25 protein-coding genes are annotated in these 25,084 nt (G+C 55.8%); 13 read left to right on the plus strand and 12 right to left on the minus strand.

From position 1 onward, the window contains the following. Nucleotides 1-7 precede the first annotated feature (7 nt). The gene (locus EQV96_RS08405) at nucleotides 8-1,039 is read right to left on the minus strand and encodes a LacI family DNA-binding transcriptional regulator (RefSeq protein ID WP_095003278.1); all 1,032 of its coding nucleotides are present in this window, start codon (nucleotides 1,037-1,039) and stop codon (nucleotides 8-10) included. A 229-nt stretch (nucleotides 1,040-1,268) separates the two neighbouring features. On the opposite strand from EQV96_RS08405, the gene EQV96_RS08410 reads away from it, so the two are divergent. Continuing rightward, a complete protein-coding gene (locus EQV96_RS08410) occupies nucleotides 1,269-1,802 on the plus strand; it encodes a gluconokinase, GntK/IdnK-type (RefSeq protein ID WP_095003258.1) in 534 nt (177 codons plus the stop codon). Nucleotides 1,803-1,887: 85 nt separating this feature from the next. Then, nucleotides 1,888-3,240: a GntP family permease gene (locus EQV96_RS08415; protein ID WP_095003257.1), complete on the plus strand. Its 1,353-nt coding sequence runs from the start codon at nucleotides 1,888-1,890 to the stop codon at nucleotides 3,238-3,240. A 48-nt stretch (nucleotides 3,241-3,288) separates the two neighbouring features. Here EQV96_RS08415 and alaC read toward each other — a convergent pair whose 3' ends face one another. Beyond that, the gene (alaC, locus tag EQV96_RS08420; protein ID WP_095003256.1) at nucleotides 3,289-4,497 is read right to left on the minus strand and encodes an alanine transaminase; all 1,209 of its coding nucleotides are present in this window, start codon (nucleotides 4,495-4,497) and stop codon (nucleotides 3,289-3,291) included. 198 nt (nucleotides 4,498-4,695) lie between these two features. Here alaC and EQV96_RS08425 point away from each other — a divergent pair, with 198 nt between their 5' ends. Beyond that, entirely contained in the window at nucleotides 4,696-5,187 is a 492-nt protein-coding gene (locus EQV96_RS08425; RefSeq protein WP_095003255.1) for a GyrI-like domain-containing protein, read from the plus strand. Here EQV96_RS08425 and EQV96_RS08430 read toward each other — a convergent pair. From EQV96_RS08430 to EQV96_RS08450, 5 genes are all read right to left on the minus strand, one after another. Further along, nucleotides 5,184-5,690: a GNAT family N-acetyltransferase gene (locus EQV96_RS08430; RefSeq protein ID WP_153327079.1), complete on the minus strand. Its 507-nt coding sequence runs from the start codon at nucleotides 5,688-5,690 to the stop codon at nucleotides 5,184-5,186. The genes EQV96_RS08425 and EQV96_RS08430 overlap by 4 nt on opposite strands. A gap of 113 nt (nucleotides 5,691-5,803) precedes the next feature. Then, nucleotides 5,804-6,592, minus strand: coding sequence for a methanethiol S-methyltransferase (gene mddA / locus EQV96_RS08435; protein ID WP_240881962.1), 789 nt, complete (start codon nucleotides 6,590-6,592; stop codon nucleotides 5,804-5,806). Nucleotides 6,593-6,733: 141 nt separating this feature from the next. Next, nucleotides 6,734-7,912 (minus strand): GAF domain-containing sensor histidine kinase, encoded by a 1,179-nt coding sequence (locus EQV96_RS08440; protein WP_240881729.1) that lies wholly within the window; start codon nucleotides 7,910-7,912, stop codon nucleotides 6,734-6,736. Nucleotides 7,913-8,042: 130 nt separating this feature from the next. Next, nucleotides 8,043-8,348 (minus strand): PepSY domain-containing protein, encoded by a 306-nt coding sequence (locus EQV96_RS08445; RefSeq protein ID WP_095003251.1) that lies wholly within the window; start codon nucleotides 8,346-8,348, stop codon nucleotides 8,043-8,045. A 95-nt stretch (nucleotides 8,349-8,443) separates the two neighbouring features. Beyond that, complete coding sequence (locus tag EQV96_RS08450; RefSeq protein ID WP_240881731.1) at nucleotides 8,444-9,577, minus strand: glycerophosphodiester phosphodiesterase; 1,134 nt, start codon at nucleotides 9,575-9,577, stop codon at nucleotides 8,444-8,446. A 168-nt stretch (nucleotides 9,578-9,745) separates the two neighbouring features. On the opposite strand from EQV96_RS08450, the gene EQV96_RS08455 reads away from it, so the two are divergent. Beyond that, complete coding sequence (locus EQV96_RS08455) at nucleotides 9,746-10,069, plus strand: DUF2025 family protein (RefSeq protein WP_095019703.1); 324 nt, start codon at nucleotides 9,746-9,748, stop codon at nucleotides 10,067-10,069. A 23-nt stretch (nucleotides 10,070-10,092) separates the two neighbouring features. On the opposite strand, the gene EQV96_RS08460 is transcribed toward EQV96_RS08455, so the two are convergent. After that, a complete protein-coding gene (locus EQV96_RS08460; RefSeq protein ID WP_095003248.1) occupies nucleotides 10,093-11,172 on the minus strand; it encodes a diguanylate cyclase in 1,080 nt (359 codons plus the stop codon). A gap of 256 nt (nucleotides 11,173-11,428) precedes the next feature. Between EQV96_RS08460 and EQV96_RS08465 the strand changes: the two genes are divergently transcribed. Then, on the plus strand, nucleotides 11,429-12,457 hold the full coding sequence (locus EQV96_RS08465) for an MBL fold metallo-hydrolase (RefSeq protein WP_095003247.1): 1,029 nt from the start codon (nucleotides 11,429-11,431) through the stop codon (nucleotides 12,455-12,457). 9 nt (nucleotides 12,458-12,466) lie between these two features. Here the strand turns inward: EQV96_RS08465 and EQV96_RS08470 are convergent, their stop codons facing one another. Then, the gene (locus EQV96_RS08470) at nucleotides 12,467-12,784 is read right to left on the minus strand and encodes a helix-turn-helix transcriptional regulator (RefSeq protein WP_095003246.1); all 318 of its coding nucleotides are present in this window, start codon (nucleotides 12,782-12,784) and stop codon (nucleotides 12,467-12,469) included. Between the two features lie 609 nt (nucleotides 12,785-13,393). Here EQV96_RS08470 and EQV96_RS08475 point away from each other — a divergent pair. Next, nucleotides 13,394-14,440, plus strand: a complete 1,047-nt coding sequence (locus EQV96_RS08475) for a hypothetical protein (protein WP_095025552.1) — start codon at nucleotides 13,394-13,396, stop codon at nucleotides 14,438-14,440. 79 nt (nucleotides 14,441-14,519) lie between these two features. On the opposite strand, the gene EQV96_RS08480 is transcribed toward EQV96_RS08475, so the two are convergent. The 3 genes from EQV96_RS08480 to EQV96_RS08490 all read right to left on the minus strand — a co-directional run bounded on the left by EQV96_RS08480 (nucleotide 14,520) and on the right by EQV96_RS08490 (nucleotide 16,936). Continuing rightward, nucleotides 14,520-15,770: a ribonucleotide-diphosphate reductase subunit beta gene (locus EQV96_RS08480; RefSeq protein WP_016782118.1), complete on the minus strand. Its 1,251-nt coding sequence runs from the start codon at nucleotides 15,768-15,770 to the stop codon at nucleotides 14,520-14,522. A gap of 503 nt (nucleotides 15,771-16,273) precedes the next feature. After that, nucleotides 16,274-16,531: a heme utilization protein gene (locus tag EQV96_RS08485; protein WP_095019707.1), complete on the minus strand. Its 258-nt coding sequence runs from the start codon at nucleotides 16,529-16,531 to the stop codon at nucleotides 16,274-16,276. A 141-nt stretch (nucleotides 16,532-16,672) separates the two neighbouring features. After that, a complete protein-coding gene (locus tag EQV96_RS08490; RefSeq protein ID WP_095003243.1) occupies nucleotides 16,673-16,936 on the minus strand; it encodes a DUF2790 domain-containing protein in 264 nt (87 codons plus the stop codon). 415 nt (nucleotides 16,937-17,351) lie between these two features. Between EQV96_RS08490 and acs the strand changes: the two genes are divergently transcribed. The 7 genes from acs (at nucleotide 17,352) to argR (ending at nucleotide 25,083) form a co-directional block, all read left to right on the plus strand. Continuing rightward, nucleotides 17,352-19,307 carry an acetate--CoA ligase gene (acs, locus tag EQV96_RS08495; RefSeq protein ID WP_086798394.1) on the plus strand — a complete coding sequence of 652 codons (1,956 nt, stop codon included), beginning with the start codon at nucleotides 17,352-17,354 and terminating at the stop codon, nucleotides 19,305-19,307. A 512-nt stretch (nucleotides 19,308-19,819) separates the two neighbouring features. Further along, nucleotides 19,820-20,593 (plus strand): ABC transporter substrate-binding protein, encoded by a 774-nt coding sequence (locus tag EQV96_RS08500; RefSeq protein WP_095003241.1) that lies wholly within the window; start codon nucleotides 19,820-19,822, stop codon nucleotides 20,591-20,593. Nucleotides 20,594-20,698: 105 nt separating this feature from the next. Continuing rightward, complete coding sequence (locus EQV96_RS08505) at nucleotides 20,699-21,388, plus strand: ABC transporter permease (RefSeq protein WP_095003240.1); 690 nt, start codon at nucleotides 20,699-20,701, stop codon at nucleotides 21,386-21,388. Further along, nucleotides 21,385-22,083: an ABC transporter permease gene (locus tag EQV96_RS08510; RefSeq protein WP_095003239.1), complete on the plus strand. Its 699-nt coding sequence runs from the start codon at nucleotides 21,385-21,387 to the stop codon at nucleotides 22,081-22,083. The genes EQV96_RS08505 and EQV96_RS08510 overlap by 4 nt, the downstream gene beginning before the upstream one ends. Before the next feature lie 3 nt (nucleotides 22,084-22,086). Then, entirely contained in the window at nucleotides 22,087-23,199 is a 1,113-nt protein-coding gene (locus tag EQV96_RS08515) for a succinylglutamate desuccinylase/aspartoacylase family protein (protein WP_095003238.1), read from the plus strand. Nucleotides 23,200-23,222: 23 nt separating this feature from the next. Beyond that, entirely contained in the window at nucleotides 23,223-23,987 is a 765-nt protein-coding gene (locus EQV96_RS08520) for an ATP-binding cassette domain-containing protein (RefSeq protein ID WP_095003237.1), read from the plus strand. A gap of 115 nt (nucleotides 23,988-24,102) precedes the next feature. Next, nucleotides 24,103-25,083, plus strand: coding sequence for a transcriptional regulator ArgR (argR, locus tag EQV96_RS08525; protein WP_095003236.1), 981 nt, complete (start codon nucleotides 24,103-24,105; stop codon nucleotides 25,081-25,083). Nucleotide 25,084: the final 1 nt, after the last annotated feature.

Consider the following 25,084-nt stretch of genomic DNA (forward strand, 5'->3'; position numbering starts at 1 on the left):
AGGGGCTTTAACTGCTTTCACGCACCATCAGTTCAAAGCCCATGTCCTGCACAGGGTTGGCAACTTTATTGCCTGCCATCAGTGTCAGCATCTGCTCGGCTGCGCGACGGCCAATAGCTTCCCGGGGCGTACGAATACTGCTCAGGCGAGGCACCATAAACTCTGAAGACGGCAGGTCGTTAAAGCCCAGTACGGCGATTTGCTCCGGGATTTTGATGCCGATGCGTGCAGCCTCAAGCAAGGCGCCCTGGGCCAGGTCGTCGTTGCCGAAAAAGATCGCATCCACTTGTGGATGGCTGGCGAGCAATTGCAGGAACAATTCGCCCCCCAGGCCAACCGAAGACGGACGTGGCGTCAGTACTTCAAGATCAGGGTTGTACAGTCCGGCTTCCTGCAAAGTGCGGCGATAACCCTCACCGCGCAGCAACGTGCGTTGATCGAGCTGGGCGCCGATATAGGCCAGATGTCTGCGGCCACGGGAGATCAAGTGCCGGGCAGCTGTTTCACCGGCCTGCAGCTGTGAAAAGCCGACGCAGTTCAAGCCCTCGGCGGCATCCAGCTCCATCATGTACACGCAGGGTACATTGCTGGTCTCGATCATCCGCCGTGAGCTTTCAGAACGATCAAAACCGGTCAGCAGCAGGCCTCGGGGCTGGTAGGCCATATAGTTGCGCAGCAAATTTTCTTCTTCGTCACGGGAATAGTGGAAGTTGCCGATCAATACTTCAAAGCCCCGGGGGCGCAACACGTCATGGATGGCTTCGAGGGTGTCTATAAAAAGCAGGTTGGACAGCGAAGGTACCAGCACCACGACAGAATGACTCTGCGCCGAAGCTAGCGCGCGGGCGGCGGGATTGACCACATAGTTCAGCTCGTCGGCAGCAACACGGACCTTTTCGGCCAGCTCCGTGGCAACGCTGCTGATACCGCGCAGGGCTCGCGAGGCGGTGATGGGGCTGACCCCCGCAAGGCGGGCAACTTCGTTAAGGGTGGGGCGACCCGTGGTCCGGGTGTTTTTATCGTTTTTGGAGGTGGTCATCAGGGCGGCTTGCCAAACAAAAAACAAGTCACTAAGGTAGCGCTGTCCTGTCGGACCCGCAATTGCCTGATTGCGTGTAAATCAGTTACCCCAGCTTTGTATGTCGAGAGCGTCTCCGCGTCTCCCCATAAAAATGAGAAATAGACGTCGGTAGCCTAAGCTTTGTGCTTTGCTTTCAAGTATTGAACGCATGAACAAAGACAGCGCTGTCTACGGACTGAGGTGTTTCATGAGTCAACCTATCACTGCTCTGGTCATCATGGGTGTTGCCGGCTGCGGCAAATCCAGCGTTAGCCAGGCATTGTGCCAGCTCAATGGCGCGACCCCGATTGAAGGCGATGCGTTTCACCCGGCGGCCAACATTGCCAAGATGAGTGCCGGTATTCCCCTGACCGATGAAGACCGTGCCGGCTGGCTTGACAGCCTGTGCGACGAATTGCGTCGTGCGGTTGCCAGTGGTCAGCGCCCGGTGCTGACCTGTTCGGCACTCAAGCTGCGTTATCGCGAGCGTTTACGCAGTGCGGTAGATGGTCTGGGTTTTGTGTTTCTGGAGCTGACCCCTGAGGTGGCGGCTGCCCGGGTGGCCGATCGTCCGGGGCACTTTATGCCTAAGACCCTGATCGACAGCCAGTTCGCTGCGCTTGAATCACCGACCAATGAATCCTTGGTGCTGACTCTGAATGCAGCCCAGATGAACGTTAAGCAATTAGCAAGCGCCGCCCGAGACTGGTGGTGCGAGCAGACGGTAATGGCAACTTCATGATGTTGTTTCAAACAGATAGCGCTATCTGCCTCGGCTGTAGCGGCACCCCCGTACTTGATAACAACAAAAAGGCAGGAGACGCCCCATGCTAGGCATGTCCCATAATACGTTTCTGCTGCTTGATGCAGTGGTGACCATTATCGGCCTGATCGTACTGATCACCCGATTCAAACTGCACCCCTTTATTGCCTTGATCATCGCCTCTGCGTTTCTGGGGCTGACGGCCGGCATGCCTGCCAACCTGATCATCAAGTCGTTCCAGGATGGTTTTGGCGGCGTGTTGGGCTTTGTCGGGATCATCCTGGCGCTGGGCACCATGCTTGGCAAAATGATGGCCGACTCCGGTGGTGCTGACCAGATCGCCCGTACCTTGATCCGTGCCTTCGGCAAGGACAAGGTGCAGTGGGCAATGATGTTTGCCGCCTTTCTGGTCGGTATTCCATTGTTCTTCGAAATCGGCTTTGTACTGCTGATTCCGCTGGTGTTTATCGTTGCGCGACGTACTGGCGTGTCGATCATCAAGATCGGTATCCCGCTGCTCGCCGGCTTGTCGGCTGTTCACGGGCTGGTACCGCCGCACCCGGGCCCGCTGCTGGCCATTGGCGTGTTTGGTGCCGACATCGGCAAGACCATTCTGTACGGCCTGATTGTTGCTCTGCCTACCGCGATCATTGCCGGACCGATTTACGGTACGTTTATCGCCAAGTACATCCCGGGCCATGCATCCCAGGACCTCATGGATCAACTGGCCAGTGAGCCGGAATCCAGCACCTTGCCGAGTTTTTCCATCACCCTGATCACCGTGCTGTTGCCGGTATTCCTGATGCTGCTCAAGACGTTCGCCGACGTGGCGCTGCCCGATGGCAACTTCTTCCGTGTGTGGATGGACATGATCGGCCACCCGATCAGTGCGCTGTTGCTGGCATTGCTGCTGGCGCTGTACACCTTTGGCGCCCGCCAGGGTATCGACTCCAAACGCATCCTCAAGCTGCTGGACGCGAGCCTGGCTCCTACCGCAGCGATCATTCTGATCATTGGTGCGGGCGGCGGTTTCAAGCAGATGCTGGTAGCCAGCGGTGTGGGTGACGTGATCGGCCATATGGCGGTAAACGCGCAAATTTCGCCGATTTTGCTGGCCTGGCTGGTGGCTGCAGTGATTCGTATCGCGACGGGTTCTGCGACCGTAGCGACCATTACCGGGGCGGGGATTGTGTTGCCGGTGGTGGACATGATTCCGGGTGTGAACCGTGAGCTGCTGGTATTGGCAACCGGCGCAGGCTCGTTGATCCTGTCTCACGTCAACGACGCAGGTTTCTGGCTGGTGAAGCAGTACTTCAATATGACCGTGGCTGAAACCTTCAAGACCTGGACCGCGATGGAAACCATCCTCTCGGTTGTAGGTTTGATCTTTATTCTGCTGCTGTCGTTGGTGGTTTAAAGCACCAATAAACCTGTGGGAGCTGGTTTACCAGCTCCCACAGTCGTTTTAGCCAGCGTTAAAGCCATCAGCGCGGAACATAGCGCGAATTCCACGCAGCGCCTGACGAATGCGATCCTGATTTTCAATCAGGGCAAAGCGCACATGGTCGTCACCGTACTCCCCAAAGCCTACCCCCGGCGAAACACAGACCTTGGCATCTGCCAGCAGCTTCTTGGCGAATTCCAGTGAGCCCAGGTGGGCGTAGTGTTCGGGAATCTTGGCCCAGATATACATCGAAGCTTTCGGGTTTTCGACCATCCAGCCCAGTTCGTGCAGCCCTTTGACGATCACGTTACGGCGCTGACGATACTGTTCGGCAATATCCTTCACACATTGCTGGTCACCCTCAAGTGCAGCAATTGCCGCCACTTGCAGCGGGGTAAAGGTGCCGTAGTCGTGGTAACTCTTGATTCGCGCCAGAGCATTGACCAGCTCAGGATTGCCCACCATAAAACCGATACGCCAGCCTGCCATGTTGTAGCTTTTGGACAGCGTGAAGAACTCCACGGCGATGTCCTTGGCGCCCGGTACTTGCATGATCGAAGGCGCTTTCCAGCCGTCATAGACGATATCGGCGTAGGCCAGATCGTGCACAACCAGCACATCATATTGCTTGGCCAGGGCCACCACGCGCTCGAAGAAATCCAGTTCGACACACTGCGCCGTCGGGTTGGACGGGAAGCCCAGGATCATCATTTTCGGTTTGGGGATGGAGCCGCGGATAGCTTTTTCCAGCTCAGCAAAAAAGTCCACGCCGGGGATCAGCGGTACCGAACGCACCTGGGCACCGGCAATCACGGCACCGTAGATATGAATCGGGTAGCTGGGGTTGGGCACCAGCACGGTGTCGCCCTGATCCAGGGTGGCAAGCATCAAGTGCGCCAGGCCTTCCTTGGAGCCGATGGTGACAATGGCTTCGTGCTCGGGATCGATCTCAACGTTGTAACGGTCGGCATACCAGCGCGAAATGGCCCGGCGCAGGCGTGGAATTCCCCGCGAAGTCGAGTAGCCGTGAGTGTCTTCACGCTGCGCGACGGTGCAGAGTTTTTCGACGATGTGGGGAGGTGTCGGGCCGTCAGGGTTACCCATGCTGAAGTCGATGATGTCTTCGCCACGACGACGGGCGGCCATCTTCAGCTCGGCAGTGATATTGAAAACGTAGGGGGGGAGTCGATCTATGCGCGCAAAACGTCGCGGCGAACCTTGGTCTGCCATGTGTGCCTCTGATACGTAAGCGCCCGGAACCGTCCGAGCGACGTTGACCACTGCGGTGGTCTGGACGAAACAATACGGGCGCTGATGGCCTTTTGTCTAGGTGCTGTCAGCGTCTATTTTTCGCTGATCCGACCTGTATGTGGTTTTGTTCCTATACTCAGATGCTAGGTTTCCTACTTCCTCCATCGAGCATGCCCCATGGACCAACTAAAAAAGTTCGAGCTGTCAGCGCCGCGATTTGCCAAAGGCCAGTTTCAATTGATCGCGGGTTTGGGTGGCCGTTTCACTGAGGAGAGCGTTGATCGAATCCCGCTGTTATGGGAAAAATTCATCCCGGAAATCGGCAAGGTACCAAGCCAAATTGGCGAGGAAACCTACGGTGTTTGTTGTAATCCTGATGGCGAGGGTGGCTTTGAATACATTGCTGGCGTGGCTATCAGCAAGCTTGATGATCTGCCTGAGCGGTATCGCTGGATTGAACTGCAGGAGCAGTCTTACGCGGTCTTTGAGCATCACGGGGCATTGGACACGCTTGGTCAGACCTTTCAGGCGATCTGGAAAGACTGGTTGCCAAATTCGGGCTACCAAGCCGCTGATGCGCCCGAGTTCGAGCGCTACAGCGCAGACTTCAATGCGGACACCGGTACGGGGCTGCTGGAAATCTGGCTGCCGATCAAAAAGCCTGCTTAGCTTGCCTGCAACTGCAGGGGCGGCATGGGGGCCAGCGACAGCACCAACCGTCGCTCACCACGATAGGCCTCGCCTTGCTCGACCCAGCCCTGGCTCAGATAAAAAGCCATGGCGCTGGTATTGAACGGGCTGACCGAGAGCATCAATTGGCGAATCTCGGGCCATATCTGTTCAATGGCCCTGGCCAGCTCGCGCAAACAGGCCTTGCCCAATCCCTGGCCCTGAGCACGGCTGTCGACCTGTAGTGCGTGCAAGGTGGCGCAGCCCGGCTCAGCCCAGTGGGCCAGAAGCGGCTCGCGCTTGAGAAGCAAAAATGCCACTGGCAACTCGTCGTTGAGCAGCACCAGCCCTTTGATGCCCGCCTGCGGCTGGACCGGCAACGAGTGCAGGGCAGACTCGATGGTGCCGCAAAAGGCAATCTGCTCAGGGCGAACTTCTATCTCGCGCAGTTGCTCGCGCTGGCGGGGTGTCAGGTCTTCATAAGCGCATAGGCGGGTGTTCATGTCGGGTTTCTGTCGAGGCGCAATAGGAGGCATCTGACAGGCAGTGTCAGTAGCCGCTGAACAGCGCGTCAGTTTCTACCCATCACGGTTCTAAATACAGATTTATTCGTGGGTCAGCGCCCGGTGCCGGACTTGCGGCGTAGAGAGGGCAGCAACATGCCGACGTTTTTTTGATAAACCCGGTACTTGTCCCCAAACAGCTCAACCAGATCTTTCTCTTCCAGTTGGGTGCCGATCAGAATGTAAAGGGTGCTTGTCAGTGCAAACACCAGGTGCCCGACACTCATCTCGGGCGTTACCCAGAAAGCGATCAGGAATCCCAGATACAACGGGTGACGCACGAGCTTGTAGAGCGCGGGGGTTCTGAATGCGTTGTTTACGGGTTTTGGTTGGCGCAGGGTGTCAAAGGGCTGTTTGACGCCAAACAATTCGAAGTGGCTGATCATGAAAGAGGCCAGCAGCACCAACCCCCATCCGAACCAGTACAGCGTGACAAGTAACCCCGCAAACAAGGGCGACTGTACACTCCAGACACTGATATCGATCGGCTGCCACAGCCAGCATATAAGCGCCAGCACCGCACTGGAGGCCAGGACATAAGTGGCCCGTTCAATAACTGGCGGTATGACATGACACCACCTGCGCTTGAAGCTTTTGCGCGCCATGATGCTGTGTTGCAGGGCAAATACGGTGATCAGCAGCACATCGACCACAAGCGCCCAGGGCCATGCCAGGCCAGATCCCGAATCGATACTTTTCGGGACGGCGACATTCCCCAGAAAACCTATCAGATAAACAAATGTCAGTAGAAAAAACAGATAGCTGAACAGGCTATAGAGCAGCGCTGCGAGTTTTTCAGTACGGCTGGTTGAACGCGGTTTCAGCTCAATTTTGGTGTGCATGAACGACTCCTTTCGAACATGGCGAAATTTCAATTAAAACGTCTACAGCCAGTACCTTAGCCCCTATATGGCAAATGGCTAGCGTCGCGGCCGGGCGGTCATAAGATGTCGTCTCACATACCAGTCGAGGGCGTCAGAGCATCAGGGCAGCGCCATGCTGAAGGTGAAGACTGTGCCTTGGTCCTGGTCCGAGGTGACTTCCATATGGCCGCCGTGGGACAGGGCGATCTGGCTGGCAATATACAGCCCAAGGCCAAGTCCGGCCTGGGGAGTGTCGGTGGCCGGGCGTGAGTAGGGTTTGAACAAATGCGGCAGTTGTTCGGCCGGGATGGGCTCGCCCTGGTTGCAGATCCTCAGGGTGAATACCCCATTGAGTACCAGTGCCGAGATGTCAACGGGCCCGTCGGGGCAGCCATGGGTGATGGCATTGGTCAACAGGTTGGAGAGCAGTTGGGCCAGGCGGCCGCTGTCACAGCGGATGCCCTCAAGTGGCCCTATGTCTGAGCGGATGGAACGTTGTGCATGAACGCTTTGCAGTTCCGAGATGACATGGATGAAGACCTGGTCGAGATCGGGGCACTCGCGCAGCGTCAGCGGGATGCCGCTACCGAGCCGTCCGCGGGCAAAGTCCATAACGTCCTCAACCAGCTGCGAGGCACGGTTGCCGCAGCTCAGGATATGCTTGACCAGGACATCGGTGGAGGGGTCTGGGTGCACCCGTAGCAAGCGCTCTGCGGCTGTGGTGATGGCGAATAACGGGTTGCGCAGGTCATGGCCTATAACAGCGATAAATTGCTCGCGCAGCTCTGCGGTTTCACGCTCCTGCTCCAACGCGGTTTCTGTACGTTGCAGGTTTTCTTCGGCGTCAATTTGCAGCGACAGCAGGCGTGCGAATGACTCCATTGTGGACTGGATCGTACTGTTCCTGAGGCTTGCAGGCTCGGGGTCGAGTGCGCACAGGGTGCCGAAAAAACTACCGTCAGTGCGCCATACCGGAATCGTGATGTAGCTTTCGAAGCGATAAATCCGCGGCGTGTGATGGTGTTGGTACAGCGGATCGGCGCTGGCTTTATCAATGATGATCGGCAGGTGCGAGTTCATGCTTTCAAAGCACAGGGTGCTGACCAGGTCCAGCTCGCCACCGGACTGCAAACCGAAACCCAGCTTGTCGAGTACCGCGCAGGCGGTCCAGGTGGTCTGGGTGACACGGGCAACGGCAGCAAAGCGCATACCGGTCATTTCCGTAATCACCTGCAACATTGCAGGTACGGCACTGATCCGGTTAATTGTCGCGATATCGTCAGCCGTGCCGTACGTCATGGTAAATGCTCGAGCTCAAAAAGATGATTCTAGCCAGAACACTTGAGCGCGGCACTTATTCCTAAGCAAGCGCTAAATAAAAAGGCCGCGCCACCCATGAAGAGTGGCGCAGCCTTTTATTCAAATCAACTTAGGTGTCTTGTTTGTCTTGCAGCACTTCGCCGGTTTTTGCGTCGAGATCTACGTCCCATTTGATGCCTTTGGTATCGCGCAATTCAACTTCATACACCAGCTTGCCGTAGGAGTGATCAAGCTCGGTATCGAGAATGGTCGCGCCAGGGTGTTTGTCCAGTGCTGCTTGATTCAACTTTTCAAACGAGGTGATTTCACCCGATTTGATCAGGCCCGGGATATGGTCCGGGCGTACATCGGCCTGAGCAATACCGGCAGTCAGAGCCAGGGCAACAGTTGCAAATACCAGATTAAGTTTTTTCATGTTGAGTCCCTTTGGGTTGATCTGTTCAAGTGGGATCAGATTAACCGGCGCAACTTAACTCACCCTTAATTTTCGCCCCTTGCCGGCTTGCAGGTTTAAAAGTCATTTTTCTCCAGCAACTGATTGACGCTTTGTGGCACCGGGCGCTGGTAATACGTGAGCAACTCGCTGGCGCGGTTGGTGAAGATGCCGTCGACACCTGCGTCCATTGCCTTTTTGAAGTCAACGGGGGCATCGAGGGTGTAAACATGTACCAGCATGCCCCGGTCATGGGCGGCGCTGTTCATCCAGGGCTGGATCAGGTCGAAGTAGCTCTGGTCACCCCCGTGGGTCAAGGCTGCCGAAGGGCCTGTACCGATGGCACCGTTGGCCTTGGCAAAGTCGAGCCACTGGATGAATTCGGCTTTGTCCTTGGGTTGCTGTTTGGCGTAGTACGCGGCTTTATCCTTTTCGCCGGAGTCGGCGAAACTGACTGAGGTGTTGGGCTTCATGCCGCCTTCACCTACCCATAACAGCAGGATCTTCGGCGTGTCGGGCATTTCTTTTTGCAGCAGCTCAAGGCTGTTTTTGTCGAAGGTTTGCAACATGACCCGGCCTTTGCCCTGGCCGACCAGTGGTTTGCCTTCCGCCTCTGCCGAGGCAACGGGCTCAAGCCAGCCGCGTTCGCTCAACTTGTTTTTCAGATCGTGTTCAAGGCCCGGGAACTGCCTGGGCTCTTTGGTTTCGATGTAGAGGCCCGGTTTGTACTGTGGATTGCCCTGGGCGATATCGATAATTTCGTCCAGGGTCAGGATCGGCAGCCCGACATAGGACGGGCGCGCGCGATCCGGATAAGCCTGGTTGAACCAACTGCCGGCATCCAGGGTTTTAAGCTCGGCCAGGGTAAAGGCGCTGGCCGGGCTGTCCTTGCGTTGCGGAAACTTTTTGGCGACGTCAGTGGTGCGCAACAGGCTGTTGTCATGCAGCGCAAACAGAACGCCGTCCTTGCTGCGTTGCAGGTCCATTTCCAGATAGTCAGCCCCCAGATCCCTGGCAAGGGTGTAGGCGGCAGCGGTTGATTCCGGAGCATCGAAGGACGCACCGCGATGGGCGATCACCGCCGGGCGCGGTATGCCGTGAGCGTTGGCCAGTGCCGCCTCGGTCGCATTGGATGCGCCAGCATTCTGTACGCCACCCAAGCCCAGGAGCAGGCTCAGCAGCAGGGCGTTTTTGCCAAAAGTGTCAGGCATTGGTTGAGTTCCTTTCAATCATAAAAGCAGAGGGTGTTTTTTAGCGGTTTTTCGTGAAGATGTGCAGTATTCTTGGCCACATCAACGTCCCCGGCAGAGGGGCAGGCAATCGAACTTGCGTGTAAACCACCGTCCCGGAGCCTTTCAGGCTCATCAGTGAGGTTTACCATGCGTATCACTTCGCAACTCATCTGTCAGGCCGCCGACCTACTTAGCGGCTTTGTTGGTTTCAATCGTAAGACAGGCCAGCACATTGTCCGTTTCAGTGAAGATTCATTTGGAATGGATGTCGCCGACGACAACATCACGCCCACCAGCGAATTTGTCTGGCAGGCCGATGGTGCTGGCACCATGACTCTCAAGCGCGAGTTGATTCAGTTGTTGCTGGATCAGAATATCGATGACCGCCTGAACATCACCGAGCCCTTGAGGGTGTATATGCATCGCCAGGATGTGCCCGAGATTTCGGCCTTGCGTCGCTGCATCAGTTGAATAGCGCTGCCCGGGCCCTGTTTCTATACCGGATCATTGCTCAGCTGTGATTCAGCAAGGGTGTCTGCTGCGCCAACACTGATTTTGTTGCGCCCGGTATTCTTTGCGATATATAGCGCTTTGTCTGCCTCGTTCAGCCACGTGCTGGCCTGGAGGAGTTCGGGGCGGCAAGTGGCAAGCCCGATACTCAGGCTAACGCACAGGCCGGGCTCGTCGGCGTGTTGATAGTTGTCAATCACATGGCGCAGCCGTTCCATGATTTCCCGGGCCTGGTCCAGGGTGCGATTGGGCAGGATGACGCAGAATTCATCACCGCCGTAGCGGCCTGCAAGGTCTTCAGTACGCAAATTGTCCTTGAGCTCCTTGCTGAGCTGGCGCAATACACTGTCGCCGACAATATGCCCGTAGGTGTCGTTGATCTGTTTGAAGTGATCGATATCAATCAGCGCCAGAGTCGCCGGAGAATTGCGCTCCAGACTTTGCTGGAAACTGAGTTGCAGCAGGTCTTTCCATGAGCCGTGATTAAGCAGCCCGGTCAGGCTATCGGTGCGGCTGAGGGTACTGAGGGTGCGTTTATGCTCGGCCAGGGTGATTGCCAGACCATAGCTGACCATGCCTACAGCAAAAGGGTAAAGAATCAGCACGGGTACGCAGGCATAGACCTGCAGGCTGGTGGTATGGGGTGTAAACGCAAAGCCGAACAGCAGCAACGCAACCAGGGCGCCTGCCAGCTGCGCCAGCGCTCCGCGAACCAGCAGTTTTGGCCCTCCGGCAGCCACGTTGTGCATGGTCATCATCGACACGATGATCACCGTAGGCAGCGGATTGAACTCGATAGCCGCCGCCCAAAACCCTCCGCACAGGGAATCAATCAAAATATTTCGACGTTCAGCCCGGTAGGGATAGGTTGCACGCGATGACAATTGATAGGCCAGGTGAGGCCATACGAACGCGTTTAGCAGCAGTAGTGGCCAAACCCATATGGATCTGTCGAGGGGGTAGAGGGCGGCCATTAGCCCGATACTGCCAAACCCTGAGCCAATCACTCGCGGCGCATAAATACGCTTGGCGAACGACAACCCTTTGCCTCTTTTATTGTCCATGTCTATCTGCGCAAGATGTGCGGGCGGAGTTTCTGGCAACTGCCGGGTACTGCATTATCGATTGTTGGCTGGTCGGTCAGCCTTGTCGAGAATACACCCCATCTGTTCCGAAAATTCTGAAACAGTTATGGGGACTAGATTAGCTTATTAAGTCGAGGGCAAGCTGCGGCGCAGAAGGATGCCAGTAGAATGTCGATCATCCTCTAACAGGCCTGTAAACAGAGTATTAATCACTTTTGACTGGAGCCTTCAAGCCATGGCACTCGACTCAAGCAGTGCAGAGGGGCCTAAGCCCGCTGAGCGTCATAAAGGTGCATTTCAAAATGCTGGCGTCAGGCCGCCTTCCAGTATCGGCAAAACCTTGGGCATTTTTTGGAGAATGATATTCCAAAAGCCTGCGAGCACTCGCCCTGCAGGTGTGATCCCGGTCAAACCGCTGACCCGTGAGCAATTGGACGAGGCTGCGGATTTCAGTGTGTACCGGTTGGGTCACTCGACTCTGCTGCTCAAGCTCAAGGGAAAGTACTGGTTGACCGACCCGGTCTATGCTGAGCGTGCATCGCCGTTCCAGTGGGCTGGCCCCAAGCGCTTCCATGCGCCGCCCATCAGCCTTGATGAGCTCCCGCCATTGGAAGCTGTGATTCTTTCCCACAATCATTACGATCACCTGGACCAAAAAACCGTATTGCAACTGGCCGCCAAAACACAGCAGTTTTTGGCGCCGCTGGGTGTGGGCGACTTGCTGGTCAAATGGGGAGTACCAGCCAGCAAGGTTCAGCAACTGGATTGGTGGCAGGGCACCCAACTTGCAGGTATCCGCTTTATCGCGACTCCTTCCCAGCACTTTTCAGGCCGCGGCCTGTTTGATCATAACCAGACGCTTTGGGCATCCTGGGTGATGATCATTGATGACGTGCGAATCTTCTTCAGTGGAGACTCAGGTTACTTCGACGGTTTCAAGCTGATCGGCGAGCAGTTTGGGCCATTTGATCTGACCCTGATGGAGACGGGTGCCTACAACACCGACTGGCCCGATGTGCATATGCAGCCCGAACACAGCCTGCAAGCGCACAACGACCTCAACGGGCGTTGGTTGTTACCTATTCACAACGGCACCTTTGATCTGGCCTTTCATGCCTGGTTCGAGCCGTTTGAGCGCATTGTGGCGTTGGCAGAGCAGCGCAAAGTGCTGATTACAACGCCACAAATGGGTGAGGCTTTCAATCTGCTAACCCCTCACCGGGGCCGTGCCTGGTGGCTTGAGGTAGAAACCCCAGGGCAATAGGGCCGTATTTCACTCGATCAGAGCAAAATCTTCGCGCCCCATCGGGTCTGGTGTTGTGCCGCGAACATTTCCCCCGCGACCGGGGGTAAAGCCGGGAAAGAACACCAGGCCCTGCGCCTCAAGGCTATAGGCCAGGGCCAGCCGGGTTACGTCGCGAACGGGGGCTTGTGACTCGAAGCGTTCAATGGCCGAGACTGAAACCCCGGACTGCTCACTCAGGTACTCGCGATTCCAGCCCAGCATTTCGCGGGCCTGCGAGCAGTGCAGCGGGGTAAATTGATTGATGACGATACGTTCAAACGTACTGCGCGTGGCTGAATGAGGCATGGGTTTCTCCAGGGCTGAGTCAGTGCTTGAAAATGTACTGTGTTTTTATACAGCTATCTTGGTGCCGGAACAAACTCATTTTTTGATAAGTGCCGAGGGGCGAAATCTGTTGTCTGGCTGCATTTTTATGAGCTTTTGCGCGAAGAGCATGGGTCGAAAATTTCGATAGTGGGGTGTGTGTAATTTTTTCGCGGAAAACGGCCATGTTGCTCACGTCATCGCGGGGACACGGTTAGCAGAGCTTTCTTCGTTGAAATCAGAAAAATCCTAACTCTTTTATTTTAAATAAGCTTAAGACTGGTTCCCATATCAGGGATGTCCCAGTGCTTAGCCTGCACATTGACGCTATCAAAATATAATGCCCATAAAGTTTGCACACTTGTATCTGTTGAAGCAGCCATCACCTTCTACGAAGACACCCACGTTGTATTCAGGGTGGGAGCCTTGCGGCGAAAATCAGCAATAAGTCAGTTGCAAAAGGTATCTGGGGTTTTCTCTGTCGCTGGGTGTGTGCGGTTAATGTAAAAGAGAACTTTTAAACAGTTTTTCAGTGGTCGGATGATGACTGTTTAAACGTTTACCCTTATCTGCAAGAACGGTATAAAAAAGATGATGGAAGCCATAGGTGAGCCCACCAACAGTATCAATCAACTCCTGTATTTGCTGTATGGCGACAAAGAAGTTTATCGGCTTGAAGCAAAATTCAGTATTTTGTCGGCGTTGCGCTACAGAAAAGATCCGGCTGACTTTACGATCACACTGATGACTGATCAGCCTGAGGCATTTGATGGCTGGCCTGTGAGCGTGTTGCCTCTGAGCGTTGAGGTGCTGGACGCCTGGCAAGGGGCAGGTGGTTATTATCACCGGCGTAAGGCTTGCGCTATCCAGGCGGGCGTTGCGCTGTCTGGCAAAACCATTTTCGTTGATACCGATACGGTTTTTTTCAAAGACCCGGCCCAATTGTTTAAACGGGTCTCTGATAATCATTTTTTGATGGATAAGTTTGAGTTGAGTTGGGCAGATGCTTCCCGGCGCCTGGGGTTTCGTAAACTGGTTACACAGCTCGACGCTGAAAATAAAGCCCCCGCACCGTGGTTGAAGCTGTTCAATAGCGGGGTTTGCGGGATGACCAAAACCAACGGTCATATTTTTGAAGGTGTAATTAGTTTGATTGATCAATGGGCTCATCATGGAGCAACACTTCTTACGATTGAGCAAATTGCTATATCGTTTATGCTGCATGGTCGAAAAGTGATTGCGGCCAATGACTGCATTAATCATTACTTCTCGGTGAAGCACTATCACCATGCAATGTACCGGGCTTTTTTTAATAAGCAGGATGAGGGCTATCGTGAGGGTTTGCCGCAAGCATCATTTGCCGTTCCTGACCGTCTTCCCAGGGTCTCGCTGCGTCATCGTTTACAGCTGAGGTGGAAATTGAGGGGGCAATGCAGTACCTCTCGAAAAATTGCCAAACTCTATCTGCTGGGTAAGGCGGGTAGCCAATTACCCTATCTTGAGGCGTGTAAGCCTCTTTGGTGGGCTGTAGCCGTTGAGGAGCTGAGAAATCTGGAAGCTGCTGGGAAGTCTCACACGAAACTCGCCGCACTATGGCAGGCGGATTCCGGCTTTTTGAGTTTAATAAAGGGTAATTGAAAATTTCGATGCCAATAAAAAGGGCCAACATGGTTGGCCCTTTTTATTTACCCGGTGTGGCTTTAACCAACCCGGTGTATCAATCCCAGCTCAATGCACCGCCGGTTTGGTATTCGATGACCCGTGTTTCGAAGAAGTTTTTCTCTTTCTTCAAATCCATGATTTCGCTCATCCATGGGAACGGGTTAGTCGTGCCCGGGTATTCTTCTTTCAGGCCGATTTGCGACAGGCGGCGGTTGGCGATGAACTTGAGGTAGTCTTCCATCATCGCTGCGTTCATGCCCAATACGCCGCGTGGCATGGTGTCACGTGCGTATTCGATTTCCAGCTGGGTGCCTTGCAGAATCATCTGCGAAGCTTCTTCCTTCATTTCAGCGTCCCACAAGTGCGGGTTTTCGATTTTGATCTGGTTGATCACGTCGATGCCGAAGTTCAGGTGCATGGATTCGTCGCGCAGGATGTACTGGAACTGCTCGGCAACCCCGGTCATTTTGTTGCGACGACCCATCGACAGGATCTGCGTAAAGCCGCAGTAGAAGAAGATGCCTTCCAGAACGCAGTAGTAGGCGATCAGGTTGCGCAGCAGCTCTTTGTCGGTTTCGACAGTACCGGTTTCGAACTTCGGATCAGAGATCGAACGGGTGTATTTCAGGCCCCAGGTAGCTTTTTTAGCAACCGACGGGATCTCGTGGTACATGTTGAAGATCTCGCCTTCATCCATGGCCAGCGATTCGATGCAGTACTGGTAGGCGTGGGTATGGATCGCCTCTTCGAAAGCCTGGCGCAGGATGTACTGGCGGCACTCCGGGTTGGTGATCAGGCGGTATACGGCCAGTACCAGGTTGTTGGCTACCAGGGAGTCGGCAGTCGAGAAGAAGCCCAGGTTGCGCATCACGATGCGGCGCTCGTCGTCGGTCAGGCCTTCCGGGTTTTTCCAGAGGGCGATGTCGGCGGTCATGTTGACTTCTTGCGGCATCCAGTGGTTTGCGCAACCGTCCAGGTATTTCTGCCACGCCCAGTCGTACTTGAACGGTACGAGCTGGTTCAGGTCGGCGCGGCAGTTGATCATCATTTTTTCGTCAACCGCTACACGGGCGGAAGCGCCTTCGAGTTCGGCCAGACCTTCAGCAATGTCGAGGTTGTCCAGCGCGGCTTTGGCACGAATGATCGCGGCCGAGTCGGTAGCCGTGACTGCGCGGGCTTCCTGGGCAGCTACGCCGCCAGCGGCGTCGAGGCGGTCCATGTTGGCTTCGGTTGCGTGGCCTGCGTTGGCGCCTTTAACAGCGACTTCGCCTTCGTCTTCTTTGTCGAATTCGTCCCAGCTCAGCATGACGTGTCGTCTCCTGCGTGAGGGCCTGATAGCTGCGTGAAAACACTTATGGTTTGGTTTTTACGCGGCCATAGGCCACTTGGATCTAAGAAATGTTGCTTGCAGTAGCGTTGTGCTCACGCAAAAACATGAATGTGTACGTTGGCTTGTACCGCTGTCGTTCAGGGAAGGAGGTCGTGCCTGCACTTGCCCTGGGCCTTGAGGCCGTAGCAGCGTGGTTTTTTAGCCCGCGAAGGGGATATGCCAAGCCTTTTTGATGGCCGCAGTATAAGGCTTTTGCACAAGGTATTTCAGCCAGTTTTTTTGCTGGAGATGCGACGAAACGCCCTAAATTTGTCCAGGGCTTAAGCAAGGCTGCGGCTGGGCGAGGGTTTGCCGGGGCAGAAGTTTTTTTGTCATGGGTCTGGGCGACCAAATGACCTGTGGCATGAGCGGGAGGGAAGGGAGATTTGTTGCAAGGCAGACCACGCCCGGCAGCTACCGGGCGTCAGGTCGAAGCGGTGTTAGCTGAGACGATGGCCGTTGGTACGGTCATAGCCGTCTTCAGCAAAGCTGGCCGAGCGGGTGCTGTCATAGCCGTCTTCGGCAAAGCTGGCCGAGCGAGTGCTGTCATAGCCGTCTTCGGCAAAATTGGCCGAGCGGGTGCTGTTGTAGCCATCTTCAGTAAAAGTGGCGGCGTGGGTACGGTCATAACCGTCAGCGGCAAAAGCTGAACTGGCCAGAACAGACAAACTGAAAGCCACTATCAAAGAACGTTTCATTAGATAATTCCCGGGCGATACATGCGCGGCGGGCAACGTTTCAAAGTTATATAAGCCAGGTTGAAAGTTGCAATTAAACACCGCGTTGGTTCGCGTGAATAAGTGAGTTGATTAACGCTGGAATAAATCGCAGGTTATTAATCAGCCGTTGGAGCAGCCGTTGCCCATGACACGGTATTCAAGAGTGTGCTGCTTGCCCTGCGAGTCTTCGTAGACCATCTGGGCCGGCACAACTTCGCAAACGCTGGGGATTTCGCTCATGGAAATCACTTTGGCGATGTCCAGTTCGGATGAGTAGGAATACTGTTCGACGGCAGGTTGCGGGTGCGCAGCTTGTGTGTTCACTTCCTCAGCCATGGCGGTCAGACACACACTGCTCAGGGCCAGAACTAACAACGCTTTCATTTCAGAGTTACCTGTTTTAGGTCGAGTGGGGTCACACAGCCCTTGTGAGGCTGTGCGTGAAACTGAGTATTGAAGAGCGACTTAACTTGCCTTCGTGGGGGCTGTAACTTGGGTTAATCGCGGTGCCTTGGTTGGCGAGATGAATTTTAGGCCTGTGCCGTGCGGGCATATAGAGGGAGTTTTGATAAAGACTGTTGACAGTTTCTGCAACAATCGTCGAAAACAGAGCTCATTTCTGACGTTTACAAGGCGCGTGACGAGCAGGAAATCGCTGTAAGTACTGTGCTTGAGCCTTGCGCAGAAAAACCATGACTTTTCTGCGTGTTTCTTACTACCAACGTCGAATGGATCTCACGGCCTGGCCCGGCTAAAACAGGGTCATAAAACAACAACTACAAGCATTGAGGTATGAAACATGAGTGCCGCTTCCCTGTATCCCGTACGCCCTGAAGTCGCTGCCAATACGCTGACTGACGAGGCGACCTACAAGGCGATGTACCAGCAGTCCGTCGTCAACCCGGATGGCTTCTGGCGCGAACAAGCAAAGCGCCTCGACTGGATCAAGCCTTTTACCACCGTCAAACAGACCTCTTTCGACGATCATCATGTCGATATCAAATGGTTCGCGGACGGCACTCTCAACGTTTCCTACAACTGCCTGGACCGTCACCTTGCCGAGCGCGGCGATCAAGTGGCCATCATTTGGGAAGGGGATGATCCTTCCGAGCAGCGCAACATTACCTACCGTGAGCTGCACGAAGAGGTGTGCAAGCTGGCCAACGCCTTGCGCGGTCAGGATGTGCACCGGGGTGACGTAGTCACCATCTATATGCCGATGGTGCCTGAGGCTGTGGTCGCCATGCTGGCGTGTACCCGGATCGGTGCAATCCACTCGGTTGTATTTGGTGGGTTCTCGCCAGAGGCGCTGGCCGGCCGGATCATCGACTGCAAATCCAAGGTAGTGATCACCGCTGACGAAGGCCTGCGTGGCGGCAAGCGTACCGCGCTCAAGGCCAATGTCGATGTGGCACTGACCAACCCGGATACCTCCAGCGTTCAGAAGATCATCGTGTTCAAGCGTACCGGCGGGGACATCGCCTGGTACAAGCATCGTGATATCTGGTACCACGACCTGATGGCCGTGGCCTCGACTCACTGCGCCCCGAAAGAAATGGGCGCAGAAGAAGCCTTGTTTATCCTTTATACCTCCGGCTCCACCGGCAAGCCCAAAGGTGTGCAGCACACCACGGGTGGCTATCTGCTCTATGCGGCGTTGACCCACGAACGCGTGTTCGACTACCGCCCGGGCGAGGTGTACTGGTGCACGGCGGACGTCGGCTGGGTGACCGGTCACACTTATATCGTCTACGGGCCATTGGCCAACGGCGCAACCACCGTGCTGTTCGAAGGTGTGCCGAACTACCCGGACATTACCCGCGTTTCGAAAATTGTCGACAAGCACAAGGTCAATATTCTCTACACCGCGCCTACAGCCATTCGCGCGATGATGGCCGAAGGTCAGGCGGCGGTTAAGGATGCCGATGGCTCCAGCTTGCGCTTGCTGGGCTCGGTGGGTGAGCCGATCAACCCTGAGGCCTGGAACTGGTACTACACAACGGTCGGCAAAGAGCGTTGCCCGATTGTGGATACCTGGTGGCAGACCGAAACCGGCGCTTGCATGATGAGCCCGCTGCCTGGGGCGCATGCACTCAAGCCAGGCTCTGCAGCGCGTCCGTTCTTTGGTGTGGTGCCAGGGCTGGTGGATAACCTTGGCAACCTTATAGAAGGGGCCGCTGAAGGTAACCTGGTGATTCTGGACTCCTGGCCTGGACAGGCGCGCACCTTGTATGGCGATCACGACCGGTTCGTCGATACCTACTTCAAGACCTTCCGTGGCATGTACTTCACCGGCGACGGCGCGCGTCGTGACGAAGACGGTTACTACTGGATCACCGGTCGTGTAGATGACGTGCTCAACGTGTCCGGCCACCGGATGGGGACTGCTGAAATCGAAAGCGCAATGGTGGCCCACCCTAAAGTGGCAGAGGCTGCAGTGGTTGGCGTGCCCCATGACATCAAAGGGCAGGGGATTTATGTCTATGTCACCCTCAATGGTGGCGAAGAGCCAAGTGAGGCGTTGCGCCTTGAATTGAAAAACTGGGTGCGCAAAGAGATCGGTCCGATCGCTTCGCCGGATGTCATCCAGTGGGCGCCCGGCCTGCCGAAAACCCGTTCGGGCAAAATCATGCGTCGTATCCTTCGCAAGATAGCTACCGGTGAATACGACGGTCTGGGTGATATTTCTACTCTGGCTGACCCGGGTGTGGTGCAGCACTTGATCGATACCCATAAAGGCATGAAGGTCGCGTAACACGGCCTGAAGGTCACCAAGCCCCGTCCGGCATAACCTGGCGGGGCTTTTTATTGGGCAACTGCAGATCCTGTGGGAGCCGACTATGTGTTACCGCAGATGTAACCGGTTGCCCGTTAGCGGGGCCTTCTGATACTCAAAGCACCGTTTTAGAGCCCTTTTCGGCTCCTGAAAAAATAAGATGAAACGCTGCACTTGCCGGAATAGAAGGCTTTGCGAATAATAGGCCCGCTATTTGCAACTCACATAGGTTCTATGTCTTTTGCTCTTGCATAAACATGAAGAGCTGTCAATGCCTGGAGTCGCTTTTTTCGGTGCATCTGTAACTAGTTGTCGCATTGAAGAAATAACGGCTTGAAGCCTGTCGTTAGAATGCCGATCACCCGCTCGTCGTTGTTGTGCTGGTCACAGTGCAACGCCAGTAGGACGTGGCGCCGCATTCCCGGTTTAACCTCCGCATATTGGGCTCAGGCTCACTCTGCTTTTATTGCCTTTACCGATGGAGTCCTAAGATGAAGAAACTCGTGCTTCTTGGCGCCCTGGCACTGTCCGTGCTGTCCCTGCAGGCTTTTGCTGCTGACAAACCTCTGAAAATTGGTATTGAAGCGGCTTACCCTCCGTTCGCTTCCAAAGCCCCGGATGGCAGTATCGTGGGTTTTGACTACGACATCGGTAATGCACTGTGCGAGCAGATGCAGGTCAAGTGCGTGTGGGTCGAGCAAGAATTCGATGGCCTGATCCCGGCACTTAAAGTGCGCAAAATCGACGCAATCCTGTCCTCGATGTCCATCACCGAAGACCGCAAGAAGTCCGTTGATTTCACCAACAAGTACTACCTGACGCCAGCGCGCCTGGTGATGAAGGAAGGTACTGTGGTCAGCGACAGCCTTGATGAACTCAAAGGCAAGAAAATCGGCGTACAGCGCGGCTCGATTCACGACCGTTTCGCCAAGGAAGTTCTGGCGCCTAAAGGTGCCGTTGTCGTTCCTTACGGCTCGCAGAACGAAATCTACCTGGACGTGGAAGCGGGTCGTCTCGACGGCACCGTTGCAGACGCCACCCTGCTGGAAGACGGTTTCCTGAAGACCCCGGCTGGCAAAGGCTACGCATTCGCAGGCCCGGCATTCACCGACGTCAAGTACTTTGGTGATGGCGTGGGTATCGCCGTACGCAAGGGCGACGCCCTGAAAGACAAGATCAACGCTGCTATCACGGCTCTGCGTGAAAACGGCAAGTACAAGCAAATCCAGGACAAGTACTTCAACTTCGATATTTACGGTCAGTAATACATCGCAGCAGTACGTCCGAAATGGCGCAAGCGACAGAATCTCTGAAGTTTGCGCCATTTTTTATTCCCCCATTTTCGAGCTATTTTTTAGAGGGCCGGAATCATGTTGAAAGGCTACGGGGCTGTCATCCTCGATGGCGCTTGGCTGACGCTTCAGCTCGCCTTGTCGTCCATGGCCCTGGCCATTGTTCTAGGTCTGATCGGTGTTTCGTTGCGCTTGTCGCCGGTACGTTGGCTGGCTTGGATGGGCGATCTGTATTCAACGGTAATCCGCGGGATTCCCGACCTTGTGCTGATTTTGCTGATTTTCTACGGCGGTCAGGACCTGCTCAATCGCGTTGCGCCGATGCTGGGCTACGACGATTACATTGACTTGAATCCGTTGGCGGCCGGTATCGGCACCCTGGGCTTCATTTTTGGTGCCTACCTGTCCGAGACCTTTCGTGGGGCCTTCATGGCCATTCCCAAGGGGCAGGCTGAAGCCGGCATGGCTTATGGCATGAGCCCGTTTCAGGTGTTTTTCCGGGTATTGGTGCCACAGATGATTCGCCTGGCGATCCCTGGCTTTACCAATAACTGGCTGGTGTTGACCAAGGCGACTGCACTGATTTCGGTGGTGGGCCTGCAAGACATGATGTTCAAGGCCAAGCAGGCGGCTGATGCCACCCGCGAGCCGTTCACCTTCTTCCTGGCCGTTGCGGCGATGTACCTGGTACTGACCAGTGTTTCGCTGCTGGCATTGCGACAACTTGAGAAGCGCTACTCGGTAGGCGTAAGGGCGGCTGATCTATGATCTTTGACTACAACGTCATCTGGGCCAGCATGCCGCTGTACTTGAGCGGCATGCTGGAAACCGTGAAACTGCTGGGTATTTCGCTGTTTTTCGGCCTGCTGGCAGCCGTGCCGCTGGGGTTGATGCGGGTCTCCAAGCAGGCCTGGGTCAACTTTCCGGCCTGGCTGTTCACCTACGTGATTCGCGGCACGCCGATGCTGGTGCAGCTGTTCTTGATCTACTACGGGCTGGCCCAGTTCGAAGTGATTCGTGACAGCTTTATGTGGCCGCTGTTGTCCAGTGCCACCTTCTGTGCCTGCCTGGCGTTTGCCATCAATACCAGCGCCTATACCGCCGAAATCATAGCCGGCAGCCTGCGGGCCACGCCCAATGGTGAGATTGAAGCGGCCAAGGCAATGGGCATGTCCCGTTCCAAGATGTATCGCCGCATTTTGCTGCCGTCGGCCATGCGCCGGGCTCTGCCGCAATACAGCAATGAAGTGATCATGATGTTGCAGACCACCAGTCTGGCCTCCATCGTGACCCTGATCGACATTACGGGCGCTGCGCGTACCGTCAATGCCCAGTACTACCTGCCGTTTGAGGCCTACATCACGGCCGGTGCTTTCTACCTGTGCCTGACCTTCATTCTGGTGCGCCTGTTCAAACTGGCCGAGCGCCGCTGGCTGGGCTATATGGCCCCGCGCAAGGCCTGAGTCATGGAGCGTATCGATCACCTGCTGCCCTGGAGCAGCCTGGGTTCCGAGCGTCACTTGACGGTGTTCCGTTTCGGTGAAGGTGAGCGCAAAGCCTATATCCAGGCCAGCCTGCATGCAGACGAACTGCCGGGCATGCGTTGTGCCTGGGAACTGAAAAAGCGCCTGAGCGAACTTGAAGCCCGGGGTGCTTTGAATGGCGTGATCGAACTGGTGCCCGTGGCCAACCCCCTGGGGCTCGGCCAGTTGCTGCAAGGCAGTCATCAGGGACGTTTCGAGTTTGGCAGCGGCAAAAACTTCAACCGCGATTTCGTCGAGTTGAGTGAGCCGGTAGCGCAGAGGCTGGCAGGTCGCCTGGGGGATGATCCTCACGCCAACACCCGACTGATCCGTCAGACAATGCTTGATATATTGTCCGAGTTGCCAGATCCGGTCAGTCAGTTGCAAGGTATGCAGCGTGTTTTGTTGAGTCATGCCTGTGATGCAGACATTGTCCTGGATCTGCATTGCGAGACCGATGCCGCACTGCATCTGTACGCCTTGCCCCAGCATTGGCCGCAGTGGCGTTCGCTGGCTGCGCATCTGGGTGTGCGGGTTGGGCTGTTGGCTGAAGACTCGGGTGGCAGCTCCTTCGATGAAGCCTGCTCAGTGCCCTGGCTGCGTTTGCAGCGCCAGTTTGCCGATGCGCAGATCCCTTTGGCCTGCATGTCGACCACCCTGGAGTTGGGCGGGCAGGCGGACACCGGCCGCCCGCAGGCCGAGGCTTATGCCGAGGGCATTCTGGCGTTTCTGGCCGAACAGGGCCTGATCACAGGTGACTGGCCTGCAGCGCAGCATGAGGCATGTGAAGGCATGCCATTTGAAGGCACTGAGTTGTTGTTTGCACCGCACCCCGGTGTGGTGAGTTTTTTACGTCCGGTGGGCGCCTGGGTTGAGCCCGGCGAGCCGCTGTTTGAAGTGATTGATCCTTTATCTGACCGGGTCAGTACGGTATGCGCGGGCACCGCCGGTGTGTTATTTGCCGTTGAGCGACTGCGCTATGCCCAACCCGGTTTCTGGCTGGCTAAAGTGGCGGGGCGCAAGCCTTTGCGTCACGGGCGCTTGCTCAACGACTGACTGTTTTTGTGAGAACCGACAGCATGTACAAACTTGAAGTCCAAGACCTGCATAAACGCTATGGCAGTCATGAAGTGCTCAAAGGCGTTTCGCTGGCCGCCAAGGCAGGTGATGTGATCAGCATCATCGGTTCCAGTGGCTCCGGCAAAAGTACCTTTTTGCGTTGCATCAACCTGCTCGAGCAACCCCATGCAGGCAAGATCCTGCTCAATGGTGAAGAGCTCAAGCTGATTGCCAACAAGGACGGCGCGCTCAAGGCCGCCGATCCCAAGCAGTTGCAGCGCATGCGCTCGCGCCTGTCGATGGTGTTCCAGCATTTCAACCTGTGGTCGCACATGACCGCGCTGGAAAACATCATGGAAGCGCCGGTGCATGTACTGGGCATGTCCAAGGCCGAAGCCCGTGACAAGGCTGAGCATTACCTGCAGAAAGTAGGCGTGTCGCACCGCAAGGATGCTTACCCGGGGCATATGTCCGGTGGCGAGCAGCAGCGTGTGGCAATTGCCCGTGCGCTGGCGATGGAGCCTGAGGTCATGCTGTTTGACGAGCCGACCTCGGCCCTTGACCCTGAGCTGGTGGGTGATGTGCTCAAGGTGATGCAGGATCTGGCCCAGGAAGGTCGCACCATGGTGGTGGTGACCCACGAAATGGGTTTTGCCCGTGAAGTGTCGAACCAACTGGTGTTTCTGCATAAAGGTATTGTCGAAGAAAGCGGTGACCCGCGTGAAGTGCTGGTTAACCCGCAGTGCGAGCGGTTGCAGCAGTTTCTGTCGGGCAGCTTGAAATAACTGCAATTTTAAGACTGCCGCTGTGCACCAAAATAGGTCATGCTCCGCATCCCGCGTAGCTGGCCCAGGCTGGGTGCACAGGTTTTATTCCCGTTTTCGTTCCGGATAGCACGCCATGACCGCCCATCGAATTGGTTTCCTCATTTGGCCCAGCACCAAAGCCTTGACTCTGGCGCTGGCCGAGGAAGCGTTGCGTGTTGCCCAGCGCGTGCATCCTGAAGTCGTCTACGAGTTGTTGTTCTTGCAGGCCGAGGCACCGCTTGAAGGAGCCTGGCAATTGCCGGGTGAGCCCTGGAACGGCAAGCTTGAAGGTTGCCAAAAGCTGTTTTTGCTGGCGGATGAGCCGCCTGCCGCCCTGACCTCGGCCCTGAGCAGTGCGCTCAAGCAACTGGTGCGGGCAGGGTGCGTGATTGGCGGGCTGTCGGCGGGTGTCTACCCGCTGGCGCAATTGGGTTTGCTGGATGGCTACCGTGCGGCCGTGCACTGGCGCTGGCAGGACGATTTCGCCGAGCGCTTCCCCAAAGTAATCGCCACCAGTCATTTGTTCGACTGGGATCGTGATCGCCTGAGCGCTTGCGGCGGGCTGTCGGTACTCGATTTGTTGCTGGCGGTGCTGGCTCGCGATCATGGTGCCGAACTGGCCGGTGCGGTGTCCGAGGAGCTGGTGGTCGAGCGCATCCGTGAAGGCGGTGAGCGTCAGCGTATCCCGCTGCAGAACCGTCTTGGCTCCAGCCATCCCAAGCTGACCCAGGCTGTGTTGCTGATGGAGGCCAATATTGAAGAGCCCCTGACCACCGACGAAATCGCCCAGCATGTGTGCGTTTCCCGTCGTCAGTTGGAGCGTATCTTCAAGCAGTACCTCAATCGCGTGCCGAGTCAGTACTACCTCGAACTGCGCCTGAATAAAGCCCGGCAGATGTTGATGCAAACCAGCAAGTCGATCATCCAGATCGGCTTGTCCTGCGGTTTCTCGTCGGGGCCGCATTTCTCCAGCGCCTATCGCAACTTCTTTGGTGCGACTCCCCGTGAAGATCGCAATCAGCGCCGTAGCAGCAGCCCTTTCGAGTTGTCTTCGGCCCCGGCCGAGCGCGGCTGAG

The sequence above is a fragment of the Pseudomonas sp. TMW22080 genome, assembly GCF_022496745.1.
In the GTDB taxonomy this organism is placed as follows: domain Bacteria; phylum Pseudomonadota; class Gammaproteobacteria; order Pseudomonadales; family Pseudomonadaceae; genus Aquipseudomonas; species Aquipseudomonas bubulae.